Origin of the sequence: Streptomyces prunicolor NBRC 13075 (assembly GCF_000367365.1) — a bacterium.
In the GTDB taxonomy this organism is placed as follows: domain Bacteria; phylum Actinomycetota; class Actinomycetes; order Streptomycetales; family Streptomycetaceae; genus Streptomyces; species Streptomyces prunicolor.
Map to the genome: position 1 here is coordinate 189,017 of NZ_BARF01000050.1, position 24,572 is coordinate 213,588.

At 70.0% G+C, this 24,572-nt stretch carries 26 protein-coding genes; 6 read left to right on the forward strand and 20 right to left on the reverse strand.

All coding sequences use genetic code 11. The annotated features are described in order from the left end of the window. Positions 1–38: 38 nt before the first annotated feature. A complete protein-coding gene (locus SPR02S_RS22750) occupies positions 39–767 on the reverse strand; it encodes a LysM peptidoglycan-binding domain-containing protein (RefSeq protein WP_019059304.1) in 729 nt (242 codons plus the stop codon). 502 nt (positions 768–1,269) lie between these two features. On the opposite strand from SPR02S_RS22750, the gene SPR02S_RS22755 reads away from it, so the two are divergent. After that, entirely contained in the window at positions 1,270–2,058 is a 789-nt protein-coding gene (locus SPR02S_RS22755) for a DUF8842 C-terminal domain-containing protein (protein WP_020684199.1), read from the forward strand. Positions 2,059–2,095: 37 nt separating this feature from the next. Then, positions 2,096–2,521, forward strand: coding sequence for a hypothetical protein (locus SPR02S_RS22760; protein ID WP_019059306.1), 426 nt, complete (start codon positions 2,096–2,098; stop codon positions 2,519–2,521). 136 nt (positions 2,522–2,657) lie between these two features. Here the strand turns inward: SPR02S_RS22760 and der are convergent, their stop codons facing one another. From der to SPR02S_RS22790, 6 genes are all read right to left on the reverse strand, one after another. Then, a complete protein-coding gene (gene der / locus SPR02S_RS22765; RefSeq protein WP_026150792.1) occupies positions 2,658–4,133 on the reverse strand; it encodes a ribosome biogenesis GTPase Der in 1,476 nt (491 codons plus the stop codon). Positions 4,134–4,208: 75 nt separating this feature from the next. After that, positions 4,209–4,796, reverse strand: coding sequence for a lysophospholipid acyltransferase family protein (locus SPR02S_RS22770; protein ID WP_078622973.1), 588 nt, complete (start codon positions 4,794–4,796; stop codon positions 4,209–4,211). Positions 4,797–4,849: 53 nt separating this feature from the next. Further along, positions 4,850–5,545: a (d)CMP kinase gene (gene cmk, locus SPR02S_RS22775; RefSeq protein WP_019059309.1), complete on the reverse strand. Its 696-nt coding sequence runs from the start codon at positions 5,543–5,545 to the stop codon at positions 4,850–4,852. 283 nt (positions 5,546–5,828) lie between these two features. Next, positions 5,829–6,923 (reverse strand): prephenate dehydrogenase, encoded by a 1,095-nt coding sequence (locus SPR02S_RS22780; RefSeq protein ID WP_019059310.1) that lies wholly within the window; start codon positions 6,921–6,923, stop codon positions 5,829–5,831. Next, complete coding sequence (aroH, locus tag SPR02S_RS22785) at positions 6,920–7,288, reverse strand: chorismate mutase (RefSeq protein ID WP_019059311.1); 369 nt, start codon at positions 7,286–7,288, stop codon at positions 6,920–6,922. Before aroH ends, SPR02S_RS22780 begins: the two co-directional genes overlap by 4 nt. 97 nt (positions 7,289–7,385) lie before the next feature. Beyond that, positions 7,386–7,805 (reverse strand): YidB family protein, encoded by a 420-nt coding sequence (locus SPR02S_RS22790; RefSeq protein WP_019059312.1) that lies wholly within the window; start codon positions 7,803–7,805, stop codon positions 7,386–7,388. A gap of 195 nt (positions 7,806–8,000) precedes the next feature. Between SPR02S_RS22790 and SPR02S_RS22795 the strand changes: the two genes are divergently transcribed. Genes SPR02S_RS22795 through SPR02S_RS22810 form a run of 4 tightly spaced genes read left to right on the forward strand, consistent with a single transcriptional unit; the run spans position 8,001 to position 10,450 of the window. After that, positions 8,001–8,654 carry a hypothetical protein gene (locus SPR02S_RS22795; protein WP_019059313.1) on the forward strand — a complete coding sequence of 218 codons (654 nt, stop codon included), beginning with the start codon at positions 8,001–8,003 and terminating at the stop codon, positions 8,652–8,654. A gap of 27 nt (positions 8,655–8,681) precedes the next feature. Then, positions 8,682–9,266, forward strand: a complete 585-nt coding sequence (locus SPR02S_RS22800) for a DUF6529 family protein (RefSeq protein ID WP_019059314.1) — start codon at positions 8,682–8,684, stop codon at positions 9,264–9,266. A gap of 56 nt (positions 9,267–9,322) precedes the next feature. Next, entirely contained in the window at positions 9,323–9,736 is a 414-nt protein-coding gene (locus SPR02S_RS22805; protein WP_019059315.1) for a Rieske (2Fe-2S) protein, read from the forward strand. 21 nt (positions 9,737–9,757) lie between these two features. Next, positions 9,758–10,450: a nucleotidyltransferase domain-containing protein gene (locus SPR02S_RS22810; RefSeq protein ID WP_019059316.1), complete on the forward strand. Its 693-nt coding sequence runs from the start codon at positions 9,758–9,760 to the stop codon at positions 10,448–10,450. Here the strand turns inward: SPR02S_RS22810 and SPR02S_RS22815 are convergent. The 13 genes from SPR02S_RS22815 to pyrG all read right to left on the reverse strand — a co-directional run bounded on the left by SPR02S_RS22815 (position 10,439) and on the right by pyrG (position 24,116). Beyond that, the gene (locus SPR02S_RS22815; protein WP_019059317.1) at positions 10,439–10,849 is read right to left on the reverse strand and encodes a type II toxin-antitoxin system VapC family toxin; all 411 of its coding nucleotides are present in this window, start codon (positions 10,847–10,849) and stop codon (positions 10,439–10,441) included. The two genes, SPR02S_RS22810 and SPR02S_RS22815, sit on opposite strands and share 12 nt — an antisense overlap. After that, positions 10,846–11,169, reverse strand: a complete 324-nt coding sequence (locus tag SPR02S_RS56145) for a type II toxin-antitoxin system Phd/YefM family antitoxin (protein ID WP_078622970.1) — start codon at positions 11,167–11,169, stop codon at positions 10,846–10,848. Before SPR02S_RS56145 ends, SPR02S_RS22815 begins: the two co-directional genes overlap by 4 nt. A 62-nt stretch (positions 11,170–11,231) precedes the next feature. After that, positions 11,232–12,254, reverse strand: a complete 1,023-nt coding sequence (locus tag SPR02S_RS22825; protein WP_026150795.1) for an ADP-ribosylglycohydrolase family protein — start codon at positions 12,252–12,254, stop codon at positions 11,232–11,234. After that, entirely contained in the window at positions 12,251–12,979 is a 729-nt protein-coding gene (locus SPR02S_RS22830) for an NUDIX hydrolase (RefSeq protein WP_019059320.1), read from the reverse strand. The genes SPR02S_RS22825 and SPR02S_RS22830 overlap by 4 nt, the downstream gene beginning before the upstream one ends. A gap of 163 nt (positions 12,980–13,142) precedes the next feature. Then, positions 13,143–14,342, reverse strand: coding sequence for a pseudouridine synthase (locus SPR02S_RS22835; RefSeq protein ID WP_019059321.1), 1,200 nt, complete (start codon positions 14,340–14,342; stop codon positions 13,143–13,145). Beyond that, on the reverse strand, positions 14,342–14,998 hold the full coding sequence (scpB, locus tag SPR02S_RS22840) for an SMC-Scp complex subunit ScpB (protein ID WP_019059322.1): 657 nt from the start codon (positions 14,996–14,998) through the stop codon (positions 14,342–14,344). Before scpB ends, SPR02S_RS22835 begins: the two co-directional genes overlap by 1 nt. Beyond that, entirely contained in the window at positions 14,995–16,038 is a 1,044-nt protein-coding gene (locus SPR02S_RS22845; RefSeq protein ID WP_019059323.1) for a segregation and condensation protein A, read from the reverse strand. The genes scpB and SPR02S_RS22845 overlap by 4 nt, the downstream gene beginning before the upstream one ends. Before the next feature lie 18 nt (positions 16,039–16,056). Beyond that, on the reverse strand, positions 16,057–16,608 hold the full coding sequence (locus SPR02S_RS22850; RefSeq protein WP_043258420.1) for a hypothetical protein: 552 nt from the start codon (positions 16,606–16,608) through the stop codon (positions 16,057–16,059). Continuing rightward, positions 16,593–17,729: a ParA family protein gene (locus SPR02S_RS22855; RefSeq protein WP_078622971.1), complete on the reverse strand. Its 1,137-nt coding sequence runs from the start codon at positions 17,727–17,729 to the stop codon at positions 16,593–16,595. The genes SPR02S_RS22850 and SPR02S_RS22855 overlap by 16 nt, the downstream gene beginning before the upstream one ends. A gap of 401 nt (positions 17,730–18,130) precedes the next feature. Continuing rightward, complete coding sequence (ald, locus tag SPR02S_RS22860) at positions 18,131–19,246, reverse strand: alanine dehydrogenase (RefSeq protein WP_026150797.1); 1,116 nt, start codon at positions 19,244–19,246, stop codon at positions 18,131–18,133. Positions 19,247–19,388: 142 nt separating this feature from the next. Further along, positions 19,389–21,476 (reverse strand): tetratricopeptide repeat protein, encoded by a 2,088-nt coding sequence (locus tag SPR02S_RS22865; RefSeq protein ID WP_019059327.1) that lies wholly within the window; start codon positions 21,474–21,476, stop codon positions 19,389–19,391. 204 nt (positions 21,477–21,680) lie between these two features. Continuing rightward, complete coding sequence (locus tag SPR02S_RS22870; protein ID WP_019059328.1) at positions 21,681–22,307, reverse strand: NUDIX domain-containing protein; 627 nt, start codon at positions 22,305–22,307, stop codon at positions 21,681–21,683. A gap of 126 nt (positions 22,308–22,433) precedes the next feature. Continuing rightward, on the reverse strand, positions 22,434–24,116 hold the full coding sequence (gene pyrG, locus SPR02S_RS22875; protein ID WP_019059329.1) for a CTP synthase: 1,683 nt from the start codon (positions 24,114–24,116) through the stop codon (positions 22,434–22,436). Positions 24,117–24,572 lie beyond the last annotated feature (456 nt).

The following is a 24,572-nucleotide window of genomic DNA, read 5'->3' on the forward strand; positions in this document are numbered from 1 at the left end:
GTTCATCTCAAAGGCCGTCCGCCTCACAGGCGTTCGGCTCAGAGATCGAGCTGCTGGCCGGGGACGATCAGATCGGGGTCGGTGCCGATGACGGACTCGTTGGCGGCGTAGATCTTCCGCCAGGTGGTCCCGTGCTCGGCCGCGATGCCGCTGAGGGTGTCACCCTCGCGGACGGTGTAGTCGCCGCGGGACGTGCCGCGCGAGGCGTTGTTCGTCCCGCGAGCCGGCGTCTCCGCGGGCTTCGACGGGGTCGCCTTCTTGGTCGACTTCTTGGTCGTCGACTCGGACGTCGACTCGGTGGTCGACTTCTTCGTGTTCTTCGTGTTCCTCGTCGACTTCTCGCTCACCGTGCCGGAGGAGGCCGCGGGTGCGCTGCCGCTCGCTCCTGCCCGTGCCGAGCAGACCGGCCAGGCGCCCCATCCCTGGGCGTGCTGGACCTTGGTGGCCACGGCGATCTGCGCGGACCTGGAGGCCTGGTCGGCGGTGGCCGCGTAGGCCGAACCACCGTAGGCGCGCCAGGTGCCGGCGGAGAACTGGAGTCCTCCGTAGTAGCCGTTACCGGTGTTGATGTGCCAGTTGCCGCCGCTCTCGCACTGGGCGATGCGGTCCCACACTCCACTGTCGGCCGCCGCGGCGTTGCCGCTTGCGGCCAGCAGTCCGAGGGGGGCGAGCAGAGCCGCCCCGGCGAGGACCGCCGTCGTACGCGCATGGCCCTTGTGCTGGGCCTTAGGAGCGTTCTCGCGAGTGGTATCGGCACATTCGGACATGTAGTTCCCTCTCCAACAACCCGGTTCCCCCAAGGCGGTTCGCGGCTCCCACGCATCCACGCGGTCCTCGCGCTCCTCCCCGTCCGCCGGAAGTGGTGCTGCTTGCTGGCTTGTTCGGCCGGCGGACGTACCCGAGCGGTGCTCGTTGCACACAGCCGAGGAATGTACGGAGGTGGACGAGCCGATGTCGACCAACTCCCCGTCCCCGCAGGCCAGTTCACTGTTACCGCGGGTATCGGCATTTTTCGGCCACTCGTTAAATTCTCTTATTTCGTGATTTCTCGACCAGTTGCCGACAAGCGCTGTGACCCGCATCACGCAGCCAACTCCCTTGACCTTTCACAGAGTTGACATGGAGTGTCCATTTCCGTACCGACTGTGACCATCCGCTTCGGTCGGTTCGATTCGGTTCGGTCCGGGGCGTGACTCCCGCCACAGGTCCTCCGTTGTCTTCTTCATGAGCCCGGGACCCACCGGGCACCGCATTCCGAGGGAGCCACCCGTGCCGCGCATGCTCGACGTCAGCGACGACGTACGCGCCGAGATCGGCGACGAAGAAGCCGACCGGCTGCTCGCCGGAGACAACGCCCCGGGCAGTTACGACTGCACGTCGTGCCGCACCCAGGGCGACTCCGATCAGGAGCGCACCAGCACCGTCCTGTTCATCGGCGACGAGACCGCCGTCCTCGCCTTCGCCCACGCCACCTGCCTGCCCTCCCAGATCGTCCAGGTCACCGAGGAGCAGCTGCAGGGCGCCGTCCGCTCCATCAGCGGCAACACGCACGCCCCGGCCGGCGCACCGGAGAAGGCCGTACCCGAGCAGGCCGTGCTCGGGGTGACCAGCGGACTCGTGCTGATCTCGGGGGAGTTGCACCCCGCCCTGGTGGTCGAGCCGACCGCGCCCATCGTGCGGCCCGGCTCGGCCGACACCGGGGACGACTTCCTGCCGCTGCTGATCGAGCAGGGCTTCATGCCGCTCAGCGAGATCACCACCGTGCCGCCCGTGCTGCACGGCTGGTCGGTGCTGCTCGCCGCGGGCCAGCTGCACGCGGTGCTCCAGCCGAGCTCCAACGGCGGTTCCCCGGTGGCCTGGTGGCAGGCGCACCAGGCGCTCCAGGTCACCGACAGCTGGCGGGCCGCCGCCAACAAGCACCAGCAGGTGCTGATGTTCGCGGCACCGGTCGGCTCGATCGGCCGCCAGCCCCGCGAGGACCTGCTGCGCGGCGCGCTCGACAAGGCCGCGGCGAACGGCCAGTTGGTCGGCTCCGCACTGCCGCTCGCGGGCACCTGAGCCGCATCCCTTCAGGTCACGCGTCGTTTGGACATACGTGCACGCATACGACGTTCCCCGCAGCCGGCCCTACCAGTCGATCCCGTCCTCGCGATCGGACCGGGACAGCACCGGCGGTCCATCGGCCACGCCGATCTACGACCGGCTCTACTCGGAGTGGGTCAAGACCTTCCGTTCGCTGCCGGGTGACCGCAGCGGCGAGGAGGAGCTGGGCTTCACCGCCTTCGGGCACAGCCCGCACAGCACGGGCTCGTTCAGCGGAGGCTCGTTCGGCGGGGGTTCACTCGGCGGGGGTTCGTACAGCGCGTACAGCGCGGGGGCCTACAGCGCCCGGCAGCAGTCGCAGTGGCAGCGCGTCGGGCAGCTCGGCCACGCCGGGCAGCAGCAACAGCAACAGCACGGCCACACCGGGATGCACCACATCCCGGCGGCCCTGCCACCCGGCCCGCGCCGAGGCATCTGAGCGGCACGGCACGCACACGAAGAGGGCGGCCCCTGTATCAACAGGGGCCGCCCTCTTCGTCGTAGAACAGCCCGGCCTTCAGAACAGTCGGCCGTCAGAACAGCCGTACGGCTACGGCCACTTCTTCCGACTACGGCTACTTCTTCTTGCCGCGCTTCTCGCGGACCCGGACCGAGATGTGGATCGGGGTGCCCTCGAAGGCGAACTCCTCGCGCAGGCGGCGCTCGATGAAGCGGCGGTAGCCCGCCTCGATGAAGCCGGAGGCGAAGAGCACGAAGCGCGGGGGCTTGGTGCCGGCCTGGGTGCCGAAGAGGATGCGGGGCTGCTTGCCGCCGCGGACCGGGTGCGGGTGGGCGGCGACCAACTCGCCGAGGAACGCGTTCAGTCGGCCCGTCGGGACGCGGGTCTCCCAGCCGGCCAGCGCGGTCTCGATGCCCGGGACCAGCTTCTCCATGTGGCGGCCGGTGCGCGCCGAGACGTTCACCCGGGGCGCCCACGCGACCTGGGCGAGCTCGGTCTCGATCTCGCGCTCCAGGTAGTAGCGGCGCTCCTCGTCGAGGGTGTCCCACTTGTTGAAGGCGAGGACGATCGCGCGGCCCGCCTCGACGGCCATGGTGACGATCCGCTGGTCCTGCACCGAGATGGACTCGGAGGCGTCGATCAGGATGACCGCGACCTCCGCCTTCTCGACGGCGGCGGCGGTACGCAGCGAGGCGTAGTAGTCGGCGCCCTGCTGGAGGTGGACGCGCTTGCGGATGCCCGCCGTGTCGACGAACTTCCAGGTGATACCGCCGAGTTCGATCAGTTCGTCGACCGGGTCGCGGGTGGTGCCCGCGATCTCGTTGACGACGACGCGCTCCTCGCCGGCCACCTTGTTCAGCAGCGAGGACTTGCCAACGTTCGGGCGGCCGATCAGCGCGATACGGCGGGGCCCGCCGACCGCGGTGCCGAAGGTCTGCTCGGGCGCCTCCGGAAGGGCCTCCAGGACGGCGTCCAGCATGTCGCCGGTGCCGCGCCCGTGCAGCGCGGAGACGGGGTGCGGCTCGCCGAGCCCCAGGGACCACAGGTAGGAGGCGTCGGACTCGCCGCTCAGACCGTCGACCTTGTTGGCCGCCAGCACGACGGGCTTGCCGGCCTTGCGCAGCAGTCGTACGACCGCCTCGTCGGTGTCGGTGGCGCCGACCTTGGCGTCGACGACGAAGACGACCGCGTCGGCGGCCTCGATCGCGTACTCGGCCTGCGCGGCCACGGAGGCGTCGATCCCGAGGACGTCCTGCTCCCACCCACCGGTGTCGACGACCTTGAACCGACGCCCGGCCCACTCGGCCTCGTACGTCACACGGTCGCGCGTGACACCGGGCTTGTCCTCCACGACGGCTTCGCGCCGCCCGATGATGCGGTTGACGAGAGTCGACTTGCCGACGTTCGGCCGGCCGACGACGGCGAGGACGGGCAGCGGCCCGTGTCCCGCCTCGCCGATGGCGCCCTCGACGTCCTCGATGTCGAAGCCCTCTACGGCGGCGAGCTCCATGAACTCCGCGTACTCGGCGTCGCCGAGCGCCCCGTGCTCGTGCTCCTCGCCGGAGCCGTCGGGCTGGATCTGGTCGTTCATGAAGATCGGTACCTCGTTCATCGTGGTGATCGGTGGAACCCCCGGATTTCGGGTGATCCACTACTCAAGTGTCTCTTAGCGCCCGGTGAGGCGCCTGGCGTCGTCCAGGTGGGCGGCCAGCTGCTTCTGGATGCGCTCGGTGGCCTCGTCCAAGGCCTTGCGCGTACGGCGGCCGGAGCCGTCGCCCGCGTCGAACGGGTCGCCGAAGACGACGTCGACGCGGGAGCGCAGCGGGGGCAGCGCCTTTATCAGTCGTCCGCTCTTCTCCGAGCTGCCCAGCACGGCCACCGGCACGATCGGGGCGCCGCTGCGGACCGCGAAGTAGGCGAGCCCGGCGCGCAGCGCGGCGAAGTCGCCCTCGCCGCGGCTACCCTCGGGGAAGATCCCGAGGACCCCGCCGCCCTTCAGGATGTCGAGCGCGCGGGTGACGGCCGTACGGTCGGCGGTCGAACGGTCGACCTCCACCTGCCCGACGGCACGCATGAAGGGCCCGAGCGGCCCCACGAACGCCTCTTTCTTGACCAGGAAATGCGAAGCGCGAGGCGCCACACCGATGACCATCGGGCCGTCGATGTTGTGCGAGTGGTTGACGGCGAGGATCACCGGGCCGGTGGCGGGAACCTTCCAGGAACCCAGCACACGCGGCTTCCACAGCCCGTACATCAGGCCGACGCCGATGCGCCGCCCGATCTCGGCGCCGCGCTCCGTAGGTGCGGTCACTTCGCGGCCCGCTTCTCCCCGACGAGGGTGACGACGCACTCGATGACCTGCTGGAGCGTGAGGTCGGAGGTGTCCACCTCGACCGCGTCGTCCGCCTTCGCGAGCGGCGAGGTCTTGCGCGAGGAGTCGGCCGCGTCCCGCTTCAGCAGCGCCTCGCGCGTGGCCTGTACGTCGGCGCCCTTCAGCTCACCACTCCGCCGGGCGGCACGCGCCTCGGGGGATGCGGTGAGGAAGATCTTCAGATCGGCGTCGGGCAGCACGGTCGTACCGATGTCCCGCCCTTCCACCACGATCCCGTGCTCGGCCTCGGCGGCCAGCGACCGCTGCAGCTCGGTGATCCTGGCCCGCACCTCGGGCACCGCGCTGACCGCGCTGACCTTGGAGGTGACCTCCTGCGTACGGATCGGACCTGCCACGTCCACGCCGTCGACGCTGATGGTCGGGTTCGCCGGGTCGGTGCCCGAGACGATCTCCGCCTTGCCCGCCGAGTCCGCGATGGCGGTGGGGTCGGTGAGGTCGATCCCGTTGTTCACCATCCACCAGGTGATCGCCCGGTACTGGGCCCCGGTGTCCAGGTAGCTCAGCCCGAGCTGCGAGGCGACGGCCTTCGACGTGCTCGACTTGCCCGTGCCGGAGGGGCCGTCGATGGCGACAATCACTGCCGGGGCGGTCCGGGCGGCGCCGTTTTCCACGGGAGGACACCTTCCTGGTGCGGGGTGGTGAGCGGGGCGGGGTCGCGAGTGCGCCCCGGACAAGGTTACTGGGTTCGCGTCACTCGTCCGGCCGCGCCTTGTCGACACCGGTCCGGCGCCCTTTCAACGCAGGCCACGCATACCCACCCCTCCGGCACCCCTACAACCCAGGCCGGCGAAATCCAGCGCGTCCGGCATTTGAGGACGAGGCCCCTTCAGGGCCGACGGGGGTCTGGGGGCGCAGCCCCCAGAAGACGCCCGCCCCCACACACCCCGCACCTACCTACTGCCGGATCGCCCAGCCCCGCTCCCGCAACCCCGCCGTCAACACCGGCGCAGCCTTCGGCTCCACCATCAACTGCACAAGCCCCGCCTGCTGCCCGGTCGCGTGCTCGATCCGCACATCCTCGATATTGACCCCCGCCATCCCCGCGTCCGCGAAGATCCGGGCCAACTGACCGGGCTGGTCGTCGATCAGCACAGCCACAACCTCGTAGACCCGCGGGGCGGACCCGTGCTTGCCCGGGACCCGGACCTGCCCCGCGTTCCCCCGCCGCAGCACGTCCTCGATCCCGCCCGCACCCTCCCGCCGCTTGGAGTCGTCGGCGGACTGCAACGCCCGCAGCGCCCGCACCGTCTCCTCCAAGTCCCCGGCGACATCGGTGAGCAGGTCGGCAACCGGCCCCGGGTTCGCGGACAGAATGTCGATCCACATCCGGGGATCGGACGCGGCGATCCGGGTCACATCCCGAATCCCCTGCCCACACAGCCGTACGGCGGCCTCTTCCGCGTTCTCCAACCGCGCGGCGACCATGCTGGACACCAGATGCGGCATGTGCGACACAAGAGCCACCGCCCGGTCATGGGCATCGGCATCCATGACGACCGGCACCGCACGGCAGTGCGAGACCAGCTCCAGGGCGAGGTTCAACACCTCGGTGTCCGTGTCGCGCGTAGGCGTCAGCACCCAGGGACGGCCCTCGAAGAGGTCACCGGTAGCCGCCAGCGGACCCGACTTCTCGCGCCCGGACATGGGATGCGAGCCGATGTACCTGGACATCACCGACGGGTCGAGGCCCAGCGCCTCCAACTCCCGACGCGGACCGCCCTTGACGCTGGCCACGTCGAGGTAACCCCGGGCCACCCCCCGCCGCATCGCGTCGGCGAGCACCCCGGCCACCAGCGCGGGCGGCGCGGCGACGATCGCGAGGTCGACGGGCCCGTCCGGCGCCTCGTCGGTACCGGCGCCGAGCGCGGCGGCCGTACGGGCCTGCTCGGGGTCGTGGTCAGCGAGGTGGACGACGACGCCCCGGGAGACGAGGGCGAGCGCGGCGGACGTACCGATGAGGCCGGTGCCGATGACGAGCGCGGTCCTCACTGCGCGATGTCCTTGCGCAGGGCCGCCGCGGCACCGAGGTACACATGCGTGATGTCGGCGCGGGGCTTGTCGGACTCGATGTGCGCGAGGATGCGGACCACGCGGGGCATGGCGCCCGCGATGTCGAGTTCCTGCGCGCAGATCAGCGGTACGTCCGCGAAGGCGCTGCCGAGCTTGCGGGCGGCGGCGGCCGGGAAGTCGCTGTGCAGATCGGGCGTGGCCGTGAACCAGACGCTGATCAGATCGTCGGCGGTGAGGCCGTTCCGCTCCAGGACGGCGGTGAGCAGCGCTCCGACCTGCTCGTCCATGTGGCCGGCGTCGTCCCTGTCCAGTTGGACGGCGCCCCGGACCGCTCGTACCGCCACGGCTCTGCTCCTCGCTGATGTACAACCCGGCTCTCTGTACGACCAGCCTAGTCAGCCCGTCCCGTACGGGTGCCCGGCGCCCGCCCACCGAGACGGGTCACAGGGACTGTTGCCGGACCAGTTCCTCCAGCGAGGCGGCCTGCGGCAACTGCCCCTCCGGAGTGAGCTTGTCGACGGCCTGGGGCAACGTCCGCGCGAGGTCGCTCGCGGCCTCCTCCGGGGTGACACCGGCCTGCTCGGCGACCTTCCGCAGGGTCTCGTCGGGCAGCGCCTGCTGGATCTGGGCGCCGGTGACGGACTGGTTCTGCCCGGTGCCGACCCAGGAATCCTTCTGGTCGACGAGACCGGACTTGGTGAGCATGTCGAGCAGCCCGCCCAACGGATTGCCACCGCTACCGCTGCCCGAGCCACTGCCGAGGGCCCCGAGCAACGCGCCCAGGATGTTGCCGCTATCGGAACCACTCCTGCCTCCCCCCAGAAGACCGCCGAGAAGACTGCCGAGATCGTTGCCCGCCATGGCTCGCACCTTTCGAGAGCGGCCGGCCGCTGATCGGGGCCCGGCCTCGAACCCTGCCAATGTCACCCGAATCACCCCGTTCCGCTACTTGCGGTGAGATCATCCCGGTATGCCTCTTTACCCACGGCCCCGAGTCCGCTCTCATGGGCTGGAAGCACGCCTCGGGGGAGGGCCACAGTGAAGCGTCCTGGACCATTGCTCACACTTCTGGCGGGTCTGGTGCTCGGCCTGTTCATGCTGACGCTCAACGTGACGTCGGGGACGAAGACCGTGTCGTCGTCCACGCAGCGCGAGGCATCACCGTCGGCGTCGCCGAAGAAATCGGCGAACCCGTCACCGACGCCGACCGTCACACCCAGCCCGACACCGTCGAAGTCGCCTGTCGCGAACGCCAGTTACGCCGGCCGCACAGGCGACGACACCGCGTCGGTCGCCGTGACCGTCCGGGACGGCAAGGCGGTCGCGTACTTCTGCGACGGCCGCTACAAGGAGGCCTGGCTGCGGGGCCCCGTCAAGGACGACGGGAGCATGAAGCTCACCGCCCCGAACGGCGCCGTACTCGACGGCAAGATCGAGCAGGGCAAGAAGATCCGCGGCACGGTCAAGGACGAGGGCCGGAAGTACGCGTTCACCGCGGACAAGGCCGTCAAGCCGTCCGGCCTGTGGCGCGCGACGGCCAAGGTGCGCGGCGCCAAGATCGACGGCGGCTGGATCGTGCTGCCGAACGGCCGCCAGACCGGCATCGTCACCCGCGACGGCAAGGCCGCCTCCGCACCCCGTATCGACCCGGAGACCGGCGCGGTCACGGTCGACGGCCAGCAACTCACGGCACAGCCCGTCACCCCCTGACCCACCATCCGCCTCAGGGAGCCGATCATGACCGCCGACCCGAACGCCGCCACCCAGTCCTACCCCTCGCGACCACCCACACCCCACCACGACAGCCCCGCCCGCTACCTGGTCCCGGCCCTCGTGGCCGCGGCCGTGGCGGTCGGACTCGGCGTCTACGGCAAGGTCCACGACCCGGCGGGCACCGCCTTCAACCTCGCCGGCTTCAGCAGCACGGGCGCGGTGAAGTCCTGGCTCGCGACCACCGCGTTCTTCTTCGCCCTCGTCCAGGTCGTCTCGGCCTTCATGGTCTACGGCAGGCTGCCGGGCCCGAGTTGGTCGGCGACCCTGCACCGCTGGTCGGGGCGGATCGCGTTCCTGGTCGCGGTGCCGGTCGCGGTGCACTGCCTCTACGCGTTCGGCTACCAGACGTACTCGACACGCGTGATGTGGCATTCCCTCCTGGGGTGCGCGTTCTTCGGCGCCTTCAGTGCCAAGATGCTGCTGCTCCGCTCGGAGCGCCTCCCGGGCTGGCTGCTGCCGCTCGTCGGCGGACTGGTCTTCACCGCGCTCACGCTGCTCTGGCTGACCTCCGCGCTCTGGTTCTTCCGCACCGTCGGAGTGACGACCTGACCACCGTCGCAGCGACCACATAGTGACCACACGATGACCACCTTCGGAGTGACTACATGACCGACAGCTCGACGCGCCGCACGGTCCTCGTGACGGGTGCGGCCGCCGCGCTCACCGCGGGCTGCAGCAAGTACGGCGACAGCAACGACTCCTCGGGCTCGTCGTCCGTGAAAGCCTCCGGCGGCCAGGAGTTGGCGAAGACCTCCGACATCCCCGTCGGCGGCGGCAAGATCCTCAAGGCCCAGAAGATCGTGGTGACCCAGCCGAAGAAGGACGAGTTCAAGGCCTTCTCGGCGATCTGCACCCACCAGGGCTGCACGGTGAGCGCCGTCGCGAACGGCACGATCAACTGCCCGTGCCACGGCAGCAAGTTCAACATCGCGGACGGTTCGGTCGCGGGCGGCCCGGCGCCGAAGCCGTTGCCCGCCGAGCAGATCACGGTGGAGGGAAATTCGATCCGCCTGGCGTGACGTGCCACGTACGCTCCCGGAATGCACCCCGAGTCCCTGGTCCGCGACCACACGATCTACGCCTGCGTGATGGGTTCACGCGCCTTCGGCCTGGCGACGGACACGAGTGACACGGACCGCAGGGGCGTGTTCCTCGCCCCCACTCCCCTCTTCTGGCGCTTCGACAAGCCGCCGACGCACATCGAGGGCCCGGCGGAGGAGCAGTTCAGCTGGGAGCTGGAGCGCTTCTGCGAACTGGCCCTGCGCGCCAACCCCAACATCCTGGAGTGCCTCCACTCCCCCCTCGTCGAGCACGTCGACGACACGGGCCGTGAACTCCTGGCCCTGCGCGGCGTGTTCCTCTCCCGTCAGGTCCACGAGACGTTCACGCGCTACGCGTTGGGCCAGCGCAAGAAGCTGGAGGCCGACCTCCGCACGCACGGCGCCCCGCGCTGGAAACACGCGATGCACCTGCTCCGCCTGCTGATGAGCGCCCGCGACACGCTCCGCACGGGCACTTTGACGATCGACGTCGGAGACGAGCGCGAGCCACTGCTGTCCGTCAAACTCGGCGAACTCCCTTGGCCGGAGGTCGAGTCCTGGATGACCCGCCTGGCAACGGAGACGGACGAGGCGGCCACCCGCACCCCGCTCCCGGCGGAGCCGGACCGGCGCCGCGTGGAGGACTTCCTGATCGGGGTCCGGCGCGCGTCGGCCGACGCCCTAGCGGGGTGACGCCACCGCAAGCCCGGCGTCGGCGACGGCTTCACCCTGGCGCTTGTCGTACGTCACGAACCAACTGACCCCGTGACCGAGCTTGAGGGCCGCCACGGCGTGGATCGCGTCGAGGCTGCGCAGCGCGGTGCTCGGCGCCAACTCCCCTGCCTCCTGCATCAGTTCAGGCGTGAGGCGAATGCGCGCGATGGCGTTCAGCAGAGCATCAGCGGCCGCCCGCTCGACCTCGTCCGCGCCGAGCCGGTGCAGCAGCCGCCGCACCTCGGTCTGCGCCAGGTCGCAGGTGACGACACGACGCATTCCGCCGTGCTGTCCGATCCACTGCTCCAGCGCAACGGTCTCCGCCTCGGTCCGCAGCAGTTTGGCGATGGCCGACGCGTCGAGGTAGAGCAGCGTCACCGCGTCTCCTCCTCGCGCTGCGCGAGCAGTTCCGCGGTGGGACCGCACCCCGCCGCGTCCCGTCTCACCGCGCGCAGCCGCTCCAGCGCGTCCGCGGCCTCGGCGCCGTGCCCCTCATCCATGACCGAGGCGTCGAGCAGGCCGATGGCGATCGCGGCCCGGATGTCCCGCTCGGCCGGCTCCAGTGGAGACAGTATGGCGACCGGCACGCCGTCCCGAGTGACCTCGATCGACTCACCGGCCGCCACCGCGTCCAACAGTGCCGCGGTGTGTCGGGACAGCTCCCGGACCGGCACACGCCTGCGCTTCAACTTACCCATGCCTGACACAATACGCCCATCGCCTGACACTGTCCATCGATGTCAGACACCGCCATGACACGTCACGCATCCCAAAGCTCCCCGAGCCCCAACAGCTCCCCCCGATACTCGATCCGCTCCGCCCACTCCCCCGGCCAGGCATCCACCCCCAGATGCGCCCCCGCGAACGCCCCCGCAAGACAAGCGATCGAGTCCGAGTCACCGTACGTACAAGCCGCTCGCCGCAACGCGGTCACCGGTTCCTCCACGAAGAGCAGGAAGCACAACAGCCCGGTGGCCAGCGCCTCTTCGGCGATCCAGCCCGCGCCGGTGGCCAGACACGGGTCGGTCTCCGGGGACACGGTCCGCACGGCGTCCTCAAGCCGGCCGAGCACCTCCAGGCACTCGTCCCAGCCGCGCGCGATGAAGTGCTCGGGCGTCGGGTCCTGGCTCCGCGTCCACAGGTCACCGAGCCAACGGTGGTTGTACCGGGTGCGGTTCTCGACGGCGTACGACCGCAGCAGCCCGACCAGCCCGGTCGGTTCGGCGCCCTGCGCGAGCAGTCGTACGGCGTGCGCGGTGAGGTCGGACGCGGCGAGGGCGGTCGGGTGGCCGTGGGTCAGCGCGGACTGCAACTGGGCGGCGCCGGAACGCTGTTCGTCGTCCAGACCGGGGACGAGCCCGATCGGCGCGACCCGCATGTTGGCCCCGCAGCCCTTCGAACCGATCTGGCTGGCGTCCTGCCATGCCCGTCCCTCGCTCTTCAGCAGGTTGCAGGCGACGAGGCAAGTCCGGCCGGGGGCACGGTTGTTGTCCGGCGACTGGTACCAGTCCACGAACTCCTCGCGCACCGGCCGTTCCATCCGCTTGGGCCCAAGCACCCCCCGTTCCATGGCAGTTCGCAGCCCGCGTCCCAACGCCAGCGTCATCTGCGTGTCGTCGGTGACGATCGCGGGCCTCGGCAACTCCATCTCCCGCCAAGGACCGCACTTGGCAAGGATGTCGGGCACGGCGTTGAACTCGGTAGGGAAACCGAGCGCGTCCCCGAGGGCGAGCCCCACCAGGGCTCCCGTGGCGGCACGCTTACGGACAGTCGAGGTAGTCATGCGGAACGTCCTTCCCGGGTCGGCCGAAGCAGCGGTGGGTACAGGGCAGTTGCGTCCCCGGTGCGGTACAGCGCGGCCGGCTTCCCCCGACCACCCGTCAACTTGGCACCACCAGGCACCGGTTCGACGAAACCCGGCGTGGCGAGCACCTTGCGGCGGAAGTTGGGGCGGTCCAACTCGGCGCCCCACACGGTCTCGTAGACCTGTTGCAGCTCCCCGAGCGTGAACTCGGGCGGACAGAACGCGGTGGCGAGGCAGCTGTACTCCAGCTTGGCGCCCACCCGTTCGTGCGCGTCGGCCAGAATCCGGTCGTGGTCGAAGGCGAGCGGCCCGAGCGAGTCGTACGGCAGCCAGCGGGCCTGCGCCGCGTCGCTGCCCGCGTGCGGCTCGGGCGGGTCGGGCAGCAGCGCGGCGAAGGCGACGGTGACGACCCGCATCCGGGGGTCGCGGTCGGGCTCGCTGTAGGTGCGCAGTTGCTCCAGGTGCAGCCCGGAGACGTCCGACAGGCCGGTCTCCTCGGCGAGTTCACGCCGGGCGGCGCTCTCCGCGGACTCGTCGGGCTGCACGAAGCCGCCGGGCAACGCCCAGTGTCCGGCGTACGGCTCCTGGCCGCGCTCGACGAGCAGCACATGCAGGGCGCCGGCGCGGATCGTGAGGACGGCGAGGTCGGCGGTGACGGCGAAAGGTTCGAAGGCGTACTTGTCGTAGCCCGGTGTTGTGGTCACGTGCACCCACTCCCTTAATGGTCAGTTAGACCATAAAGAGCGGCCGTACTGCCGCGCAACCCCCCGCAACCGATGAATGCGACCCGACGAAGGCGAAACGACGAAAACGAAGCGGCCGGCCCCGGAGAAACCCGGAACCGGCCGCCACGAACAGAACTCAGACCTAGAGATCGACTTCCTGCATCAACATCCCGACCTCGGTGTTCGACAGCCGCCGCAGCCAGCCCGACTTCTGGTCGCCCAGGGTGATCGGGCCGAAGGAGACACGCACCAGCTTGTCGACCGGGAACCCGGCCTCCGCGAGCATGCGCCGCACGATGTGCTTGCGGCCCTCGTGGAGGGTCACCTCGACCAGGTAGTTCTTGCCGGTCTGCTCGACGACACGGAAGTGGTCCGCACGTGCGTACCCGTCCTCCAGCTGGATGCCGTCCTTGAGCTGCTTGCCCAGATCGCGCGGGATCGGGCCCACGATGTGCGCGAGGTAGGTCTTCTTCACGCCGTACTTGGGGTGGGTCAGCCGGTGCGCCAGCTCGCCGTGGTTGGTGAGCAGGATCACACCCTCGGTCTCGGTGTCGAGCCGCCCGACGTGGAAAAGGCGCGTCTCGCGGTTGGTGACGTAGTCGCCGAGGCACTGCCGGCCCTCGGGGTCCTCCATCGTCGCGACGACACCGGCGGGCTTGTTCAGCGAGAAGAACTGGTACGACTGCGTCGCCACCGTCAGCCCGTCGACCTTGATCTCGTCGTGCTCGGGGTCGACGCGCAGCCCCTGCTCGACGACGATCTCGCCGTTGACCTCGACCCTGGACTGCTCGATCAGCTCCTCGCAGGAGCGCCGGGAGCCGTAGCCCGCGCGCGCGAGGACCTTCTGCAGCCGCTCGCCCTCCTGCTCGGCGCCCGGGAAGGTCTTGGGCGGCTTGATGTCCTTCTTGCCCGCGTACCGCTCCCGGTTGCGCTCCTCGGCCCGCGCGTCGTATTCCCGCGAGGTCGCCGGCGCCCAGCGCCCGCGCCCGGTGCCCGCGCCCTGCTTGGGGCCGCCCTTGGCACCGCCGCGCGCCGCTGCACCGCGCCCTGACTTGGGACCTTCGTGGGATCCCGTGGGGCCTACGTCGTAGCGCCGCTCCTCGGGACGCGGCTTTCCGGCGCGCTTCGGCTTGTCGTCGCGCCCTCCCGCGCCACCCGCGCCCCTCGGCTGGGAGCCGCCCCCGCCGGCACCCCGGGAGTTGCCGCCCGCGCCGGACCCACGGGGGTTGCCGCCTCCGCCGGCCCCGCGAGGACCGCCGCCCCCGCCGGAACCGCGGGGGTTGCCGCGCCCGCCGCTCCTACCGCTGCCGCCACCACTGCTGCCACTGCCACTGCTTCGCATCAAAGTTCCGTCGTCGTCGTTTCGTCTGCATCTGCATCCGGTGCATCCGGATCGAACGACGGGACCCCTTCCAGCGTCTCCGCCTCGATCGCCTCAGCCTCAGGGAGGAAGGGCGCGAGCTCCGGGAGCTCGTCCAGGCCTCGCAGGCCCATCCGCTCCAGAAAGTAGTTCGTCGTCACGTACAGGATCGCACCTGTTTCGGGTTCCGTGCCCGCCTCCTCGACCAGACCCCGCTGCAAGAGGGTGCGCATCACACCGTCGCAGTTGACTCCGCGGACCATCGAGACCCTGCTACGGCTGACCGGCTGGCGGTACGCGACGACCGCCAGGGTCTCCAGCGCCGCCTGCGTGAGCCGGGCCTGCTGCCCGTCCAGGACGAAGCCCTCGACGGCCGGCGCGTACTCGGGCCGCGAGTAGAACCGCCACCCGCCGGCGATCAGCCGCAGCTCGAAACCACGCCCCTGGACGGTGTACTCGTCGGCCAGCTCGCGCAGCGCGTCCGCGATCCGCCGTTTGGGCCGCTGGAGTATTTTCGCGAGGTGTTCCACGGTCGCGGGCTCGTCCACGACCATCAGGACGGCCTCCAAGGCGGGCTTGAGGGCGAGCTCCGCGACGGCGGACGGGCTCGCCGGTACGCCCGTGCTCTCCTCGCTCACGCCGACTCCTCCTTGATCTCCTTGGGCGGCTCGGGCGGCCGGTCGAACTCGTCCGTCACCACCGGCTCGCCTTCCCCCTCCCCACCGGTCCAGCGCACGATCAGATCCCCGAGCGCGGTCTCCTGGTCCAGCGCGACGGCCTTCTCCCGGTACAGCTCCAGCAGGGCCAGGAACCTCGCCACGACGGTCAGGGTGTCGTCGGTGTCGTCCACGAGCACGCTGAAGCTGGCCTCGCCGAGCTCCCGCAGCCGCGCGACCATGATCCCGGCCTGCTCCTGCACGCTGACGAGCGGCGCGTGGATGTGATCGACGTAGACCTGCGGCTTGGGCCTGGGCTGCATCGCCTTCACAGCAAGCCTGGCGAAGCCCTCGGGCCCGATCCGGATGACGACCTCGGGCAGCAGCTCGGCGTGGTGCGGTTCGAGTCCGACGGTACGGGGATAGCGCCGGGCTTCTTCGTCGAGACGCCGGTTGAAGATGTCGGCGATCTGCTTGTAAGCGCGGTACTGCAACAGCCGCGCGAACAGCAGGTCCCGGGCCTCCAGCAACGCGAGATCGGCCTCGTCCTCGACCTCGGCGGAGGGCAACAGCCGCGCCGCCTTCAGATCCAGCAGGGTCGCCGCGACGACGAGAAACTCGGTCGTCTGGTCCAGGTCCCAGTCGGGCCCCATCGCCCTGATGTGCGCCATGAACTCGTCGGTGACCTTGGACAGCGCCACCTCGGTCACATCGAGCTTGTGCTTCGAGATCAGCTGGAGGAGAAGGTCGAAGGGCCCCTCGAAGTTGGCGAGCCGAACCTTGAAGACCCCGTCATCGGGTTCTTCGGCCGAGGGCTCCTCAACAGCCGCCTCAGGCTCCTCAACAGCCGCCTCAGGCTCCTCAGCAACCGCCTCAGACTCTTCTACGACGGCCTCGGGCTCCGGCACCGCCACGACGACCGCGCTCTCGGCCTCGGGCTCCGGAGCCGTCCCCGGCCCCTTGCCCAGTGCACGCCGACGGCCGGCGGGGGCGCCGGATGCGGGAGCGTCGTTCGAGGTCATGGCCCCCGCAGGCTACCGCTACCGCCCGCGAAGCCGGCGGACGAGAATGCTCGCGTCCCCGCGGGACTCCAGATCGGCCAGGACGACGGCGACCGCCTCGCGCACGATCCGGCCGCGGTCGACCGCGAGGCCGTGCTCGCCCCGGAGCATCAGGCGTGCGTGCTCCAGGTCGATGAGTTCCTCGGCGGAGACGTACACGGTGATCTTCTCGTCGTGCCGCTCGCGCCCGGTGGGCCGGCGCTGGGCCTGCGCCCCCTGACGCTGCTTCCGAGGCTGGGCAGAACCTTCCTGCGCCCCCTGACGTCGTCCTGAGCCGTCCGCGGACCGGCTGCGGGACTCGCCGCCGTCCGAGTCCGCCGCCACGTGCTCGGCGCCCTCGCCGTCACCGCCCTGGGCGGGTACGGACTGCGGGGCGTCCTCCCCGGCGGCGGCAGCGTCGCTCTCCCCCGCCGGAGCCGGTACCCGGGCCTCGCCGTTGGCCCGGCTCCTGGGGGTGGACGACTGAAGCGCCATCCCCCCTGTCGTACGGAACAGTTCGTCGGCCCCCGGCAGACTCACTCGGCGTGACACCGGGCGAGCACCTCCCTGGCGAGCTGGCGATAGGCGGCGGCACCGACGGAGTTGGAGGCGTACGTGGTGATCGGCTCACCGGCGACCGTGGTCTCCGGGAAGCGCACCGTGCGCCCGATGACCGTGTGGTAGACGTGATCGTCGAACGCCTCGACCACGCGCGCGAGCACCTCACGGCTGTGCACGGTGCGGGAGTCGTACATCGTGGCGAGGATCCCGTCGAGCTCCAACTCGGGGTTGAGGCGCTCCTGGACCTTCTCGATGGTCTCCGTCAGCAGCGCGACTCCGCGCAGCGCGAAGAACTCGCACTCCAGCGGCACGATCACCTTGTGAGCCGCCGTCAGGGCGTTCACGGTGAGCAGGCCGAGGGAGGGCTGACAGTCGATCACGATGTAGTCGTAGTCGGCCATCAGCGGCTTCAACGCCCGCTGCAGGGTGGACTCGCGCGCGACCTCGCTCACCAACTGCACTTCGGCGGCCGACAAGTCGATGTTGCTGGGCAGCAAGTCCATGTTCGGGACTGCTGTCTTGAGAAGCACCTCGTCGGCCGACATGCCCCGCTCCATGAGCAGGTTGTAGACGGTGAGGTCCAACTCCATGGGATTGACGCCCAGTCCGACCGACAGCGCGCCCTGCGGGTCGAAGTCGACGAGCAGTACGCGTCGGCCGTACTCCGCGAGCGCGGCACCCAGGTTGATGGTCGACGTCGTCTTGCCGACGCCGCCCTTCTGGTTGCACATCGCGACGATCGTGGCGGGGCCGTGACTGGTCAGCGGACCCGGGATCGGGAAGTAGGGCAGCGGGCGTCCGGTCGGGCCCACGCGCTCACGGCGCTGACGGGCGGCGTCGGGCGCGAGTGTGGCCGCGTACTCGGGATCGGGCTCGTACTCGGCGTCGGGGTCGTAGAAGTGCCCGTCGGGCAGTTCGTCGAAGTCGGCGAACTGGTTGCGGGGCGCGCCCCTTCCGTCGCCGGCCATGGCGTTCACGTGATGGCCATCCATGCTCTGGTGTGCTGGCTGGGTCGCCCCTGGCTTGTGGTGACCCCGGTGGGCTGCGAAGGTACGCACCGCGACGGAGCCGACAGCCTCGAACCCCGCGGGCTCCTGGCCCTTTGCAGGCATTCCTGGTTGACCACCCCCGGGAGAAAATGTCGACTCATTCACAAGTCGTCTTACCTCCTTGGTGACCAGGGAATTTCTCGATAGGTCAGCGTGGCACCATGCCGACGTTCGGCGACTCTATGGCGTGTCGGGTGTTCGCAGCAACACAATCCGCCTTACCCGGCCCGATGTGTCGGCAATGAAACATCCCTCTGTCAAGGGCGTACGGCAGTCGCACGGCAGGTTCCACCGGTGCACGAATCGGTTCAAGGGTTACGTTCGGGGCGAGTTGGCCGAGTGCCGCAAAGTGACCATACACACACCCGGCCGGACCTTGTCGGGCAAGGTCCGGCCGGGCGTGCGGTGTTGACGACCTGTGTTGACGTATCGCCTTTTACTGAACGGTGACTTAGTCGACAGAGTCAGCCGAGCAGCGATTCCAGCTCGACGTGCTCCAGCCCGTGCGCCTCGGCGACCTCGCGGTAAATCACCTTGCCGTCATGGGTGTTGAGACCCTTGGCGAGAGCAGGATCACGTCGCAGCGCGTCGGCCCAACCCCGGTTCGCGAGCTCCACGATGTACGGGAGCGTCGCGTTGGTGAGCGCGTAGGTCGACGTGTTCGGCACCGCGCCGGGCATGTTGGCGACGCAGTAGAAGACCGAGTTGTGGACCGGGAAGGTCGGCTCGGCGTGGGTCGTGGGACGCGAGTCCTCGAAGCAGCCGCCCTGGTCGATCGCGATGTCGACAAGAACACTTCCGGGCTTCATCCGCGACACGAGTTCGTTGGTGACCAGCTTCGGTGCCTTCGCGCCCGGGATGAGCACCGCACCGATGACGAGGTCGGCGTCCAGGACGGCCTTCTCCAGCTCGAAGGCGTTGGACATGATCGCCCGGACCTTGGTGCCGAAGACCTTGTCGGCCTCGCGGAGCTTGTTGATGTCGCGGTCGAGCAGCGTGACGTGGAAGCCCATGCCGACGGCGATCTGCGTGGCATTCCAGCCGGAGACACCGCCGCCGATGACGACGGCCCGCGCGGGCTGGGTGCCGGGGACGCCGCCGGGGAGGACACCCCGGCCGCCGACCGAGCGCATCAGGTGGTAGGCACCGACCTGCGGGGCCAGCCGGCCCGCGACCTCGGACATCGGGGCGAGCAACGGCAGGGCGCGGCCCGGCAGTTCGACGGTCTCGTAGGCGATCGCCGTGGTGCCGGACGCGACGAGCGCGTCGGTGCACTCCTTGGAGGCGGCCAGGTGCAGGTAGGTGAAGAGCGTCTGGTCCTTGCGGAGGCGGTGGTACTCCTCGGCGATGGGCTCCTTGACCTTGAGCAGCAGGTCGGTGGTGGCCCAGACCTCGTCGGCGGTGGCCAGGATCTGCGCGCCTGCGGAGACGTACTCGTCGTCCGTGATCGAGGAGCCGACGCCGGCGTTCTGCTCGATGAAGACCTGGTGGCCGTGGCGCACCAGCTCGTGCACACCGGCGGGGGTGATGGCCACCCGGAACTCGTTGTTCTTGACCTCGCGGGGGATGCCGACCTTCACGTCGATCACGGTCCTTGGCTCAGAGGGTGTGGGGCAATACATCTCATACCCGGACATGCATGAGCGCACCGGGAGACCGCAGGAGAAGGTGCGGCAGAGCCAGTCTAATGAAGGTGTTCTCGGTGTCTAGCCTTTCAATGCATCAATCTTCTGCGGATGTACTACGGATTTCGCAGGCGTTAGCGTCTTGTTCCAGAGGTTCGGAGGCGGATTCCGGGGTTTCGGGGGCGGAATCGCCCTCCAGAAGCTCCTCGCCCAGCATCCGCTCGGCCGTCCCGCGGTGCAGCGCGGCGGACGCCGGATCGCCGAGCCGGTCGAGGGTGTCGGCCAGCCGCAGCTGCAGTGCCGCCTGCAGCCGTACGTCCTCGGCGCGGCGCGCCCACTCGACGGCCTCGTGGCACGTGGCGAGCGACTCCTCGGGGCGGCCCGCGTACTCCTGGACCCGCGCCAATTCGCTCAACGCCCTTGCCTGGGCGGCCACATCACCGTTCTTGCGGTACCCGGCGACGGCCGCCCGCCAGTTCCTCAGCGCCTCGCCGTAGCGGCCCGCGTAGGTGTGCGCGGCGCCGATCCGGCCGTAGAGCCGGGCGGCCTCCGCACGCTCGTCCCGGGCGAGCCGCTGGGCCAGCGCGCGGCCGAACCAGTCGGCGGCCCGGTCGTGGTCCCCGAGCTCCTGGTGCGCGCCGCCTACGGATTCCATCGCGCGACCGGTCGCATACGGGTCGTTCGCTTCGCGTCCGGCGTCCAGCGCGGCCCGGTAGCGGGCCAGTGCCTCGGTCGTCCGGCCGGTCTGCGCGTCCAGATCGGCGAGGTTGAGCAGCGCGGCGGCCTTCTCGCGGGGCAGGTCGCGCCGCTCGGCCACGTCGAGGACGAGGCGGTGGATGCCGTAGAGCTCGGGGGCGGCGGCCTGGGTGCCGAAGTGGGCGACCATCGCGCGCACCAGCTGGGACATCAACCGGCGGGCCAGCGTGTCGAGTTCGCCGTCGGCGACCGCGAGGCGGGCGGAGGCGAGCAGGGCGGGCTGGCGGACGCGCAGCCAGTCGGCGGCGGCCCGGGGGGTCGGGAAGCGCAGCGCGCGGGGCGTGCCGAGGAGTTTCTCGCGGGCCTGGGGGCTGTCGGTCTCGGTGATGGCGCGGCAGGACTGGAGCAGCCGCACGGTGCGCTCCAGCATGCGGGCGCGGGCCAGCTGGAGTTCGGCCGGGCGGTCCTGGGTCTCGGCGAGGGCGTGCAGGAGGGGCTGGAGGCAGCCGGGGACCTCGTACTGCGGCAGCGGGGAGTCCAGGGTCCGCAGCAGGCCGGCGGCGACGAAGTCGTCCAGGGTGGTGCGGGCGCCGTTGACGGAGCAGCCGGCGAGCGCGGAGGCGGTCTGCGGGTCGACCAGGCCGGCCGGAGCGAGGGAGAGCAGTCGCAGTATCCGGGCGGCGGGGCTCGGCAGCGAACCGTAGACGAGCCGGAAGACGCGACTCAGCGGGGTGCCCTCGTCGCTCTCGGCGTGCAGGTGCTTGGCGAGGTCGGCGACGGCGGTCTGCGGGCGGGCGGCGAGCCAGCCGCCGGCCAGGGTCAGCGCGGCGGGCTGGGACCCGCAGACCTCGACGAGGCCCTCGGCGGCGACCGGGTCGACGGTGATGCGGACCGCGCCCGTGTAGCGGGTGAGGAGTTCCAGTGCGGACTTGGTGTCGAGGCCGCCCAGGGTGCACGGGCGGACGTCGGCGATGCCGGTGAGCGGGCCGCCGGAGACGGCGACGACCAGGCAGTCCGGGGAGTCCGGCAGCAGCGCGTCGACCTGCTCGGCATCGGCCGCGTCGTCGAGCAGGAGCAGCGCCCGGCGGTCGGTGAGGGCTTCGCGCAGGATGTCCGAGAGGTCGTCCTCGGAGGCGCCGGCCGGGGTCGGCAGTTCCAGGGCGGTGAGGAGTTCGCGGGCGGTGCGCTCGGTGGGGACGGGGGTGCCGTCGGGCTCGCTGAGCCGCGCGCGGAACACACCGGCGTCGTAACGGTCAGCGACCTGTCGGACGAGTTCCTCGGCCAGCGCGCTGCGGCCGGAGCCGGGCTTGCCCGCGATGAGGAGGACCCGCGCGCGGGGGGCCTTGCGGCCCGCGATGGTGTCCAGGCCCGCGCGCTCGATGTCGGCCCGGAGCTCCTTCAACTCTCTTGCGCGGCCCAGGAATTGACCCTCGGGAGAAGTGTCCTCGGACAGCCTCACGCCGCCGGTGTCCACCGCCTGATCCGTCACGGGCCACACTCCCGTCCCACTGCACGCGCATAGCCCGCCGGGACTCCGGATCGGGTGATTCCAGAGCCTAGTTCACGCTCTGCGACGAACCGTGCGGAGCGCGGCGGGCACGTCCCCCGATCGGATCAGCCGATCGTCACACCGGAAGACGCCGAAAGAGACGGAAAGGATGAGGTGTGGGTGAGGTGCAGGTGAGGTGTGGGTTCAGGACTCGAAGGGACGCGCGGGCCACGGCGCCTCCGCGGGGCGCAGCGCGTCGACGCCGTCGCCGTGCCGGGCGGCGACCAGCGCGAGGACGCCGACGGCGAGGCAGTTGTTGTGCAGCTCGCCGGCGAGGACCCCGCGGACCAGGTCGTCGAGGGGCACACGCGCGTGCTCCATGTCGGCCTCCTCGTCCTCGACCTCGAAGCGCCGTCCCTCGGCCTCGGACAGGTTCCGGGCCAGGAAGATGCGGATGGCCTCGGAGCAGCCGCCGGGCGTGGTGTAGACGTCGGTCAGCACCCGCCAGTCCTCGGCCTTGACGTGCGCCTCCTCGTACAGCTCGCGCTGGGCGGCGTGCAGCGGGTTCTCGCCCGGGATGTCGAGCAGTCCGGCCGGGATCTCCCACAGCTTCTGCCGTACGGGGTGGCGGTACTGCTTGATGAGCAGGACCCGGTCCTGCTCGTCGAGGGCGAGGATCGCCACGGAGCCGGGGTGGACCTGGTAGTCGCGGTGCACGACCGTGCCGTCGGGCATGACCACGTCGTCGGTGCGCACGGAGGTCTTGTTGCCGACGAAGGGGGTCACGGTCGCCCGGATCTCCCACTCCTCCGGGGTGTCCTTGATCGTCATGCGATGTCCCTCCACACGTACACGAAACACGTACCCGAAACACACGTACACGGACGTCACTTGAGAAAACGGCCGGGGTGCACACCTTTTGAAGGCGCGCACCCCGGTCACCGTACAACCTTCGTACTACTTGCCCGTCTTGCGTTCCACAGCCGCCTTGACCAGGCCCGCGAAGAGCGGGTGCGGCCGGGTCGGGCGGGAGCGCAGCTCGGGGTGGGCCTGGGTCGCGACGAGGTAGGGGTGCGTCTCGCGCGGGTACTCCACGTACTCCACGAGCTTGCCGTCCGGAGACGTGCCGGAGAACTGCAGTCCGGCCTTCTTCTCCAGCTCCGCGCGGTAGGCGTTGTTCACCTCGTAGCGGTGGCGGTGGCGCTCCTCGACGTACTCCTTGCCGTCGTAGACCTCGCGCACGATGGAGCCCTCGGCGAGCTTGGCCGGGTACATGCCCAGGCGCATGGTGCCGCCCATGTCGCCCTCGCCGGCGACGATGTCGAGCTGCTCGGCCATGGTGGAGATGACCGGGTGGCCGGTGGCCGGGTCGAACTCGGTGGAGTTGGCGTCCGCGATGTCGGCGAGGTTGCGCGCGGCCTCGATCACGATGCACTGGAGGCCCAGGCAGAGGCCGAGCAGCGGGATCTTGTGCTCGCGGGCGTACTGGATGGCGCCGACCTTGCCGGAGACACCGCGGTCGCCGAAGCCGCCGGGGATGCAGATCGCGTCCACGTCACCGAGCTGCTTGGCGGCGCCCGCCGGGGTCTTGCAGTCGTCCGAGGTGACCCACTTGATCTTCACGCGGGCCTTGTTGGCGAACCCGCCGGCGCGCAGCGCCTCGGTGACCGAGAGGTAGGCGTCGGGCAGGTCGATGTACTTGCCGACCAGCGCGAGGTTGATCTCGTGCAGCGGGTTGTGGACCCGGTCGAGCAGGTCGTCCCAGGTCGTCCAGTCCACGTCCCGGAACGGGAGGTCCAGCTTGCGGACGACATAGGCGTCCAGGCCCTCGCTGTGCACGGTCTTGGGGATGTCGTAGATCGAGCGGGCGTCGGGGCAGGCCACCACGGCGGCCTCGTCGACGTCGCACATCAGCGAGATCTTGCGCTTGATCGCGGTCGGCACCTCGCGGTCGGAGCGCAGCACGATGGCGTCGGGCTGGATGCCGATGTTGCGCAGGGCCGCGACCGAGTGCTGGGTCGGCTTGGTCTTCAACTCGCCCGAGGGGCCGATGTACGGCAGGAGCGAGATGTGGACCACGAACACGTTGTCCCGGCCGACCTCGTGGCGGACCTGGCGGACCGTCTCCAGGAAGGGCAGCGACTCGATGTCGCCGACCGTGCCGCCGACCTCGGTGATGACGACGTCGACCTCGTCGGTCGCCATCCGCCGGATGCGGTGCTTGATCTCGTTGGTGATGTGCGGGATGACCTGCACGGTGTCGCCCAGGTACTCGCCGCGCCGCTCCTTGGCGATCACCGTCGAGTAGACCTGGCCGGTGGTGACGTTGGCGCTGCCGTCCAGGTCGCGGTCGAGGAAGCGCTCGTAGTGGCCGATGTCGAGGTCGGTCTCGGCGCCGTCGTTGGTGACGAACACCTCACCGTGCTGGAAGGGGTTCATCGTGCCGGGGTCGACGTTCAGGTACGGGTCGAGCTTCTGCATCACGACGCGCAGGCCCCGCGCCTTGAGGAGCATGCCGAGGCTGGAGGCGGTGAGGCCCTTGCCGAGTGAGGAGGCGACACCCCCGGTGACGAAGATGTGCTTGGTCGTCGTGGTGCTGCTGTTTCGGGCTGTGCTATTTCGAAACGTAGCGGGCGGCATGGCCAAGAGGGGGCTCCCGTGGTCGCGGTCTGGGGTGCGGTGCGGCTGCCCGCCCGGAGAACCCGGGTTTTTCTGGAGGCGCCGTCGCTGCGGTTCGGGGGTTTCTTGCCCACCGGTCCACGGGCTACCAGGGTATCAGCGCCCGGAGGGGATGGCTTCCGGCCACGCTCCGCGCCCGCCTCGACACGGACGCGACCTGCATCGACATGAACAGGCCTCCCGTCGACACAGACGCGCCCTGGTTACCTGCTTCTCACCGGGTGCTCACCCGTTCGGCCCAGGTCCGTTGGCGAGAGCGGCACACAGATCATCTACGTGCGTCGTATCCTGCTCGGACACTCGCTGCCGAGCCGGTCCGGAACACGGCACCACCCCCGCCCGTATATCCCGGAACAACGAGAGCTCGTCAGTTCGTTGAGCAACGACCGTCATTTGCTTCATGCCTCAACGACGCAC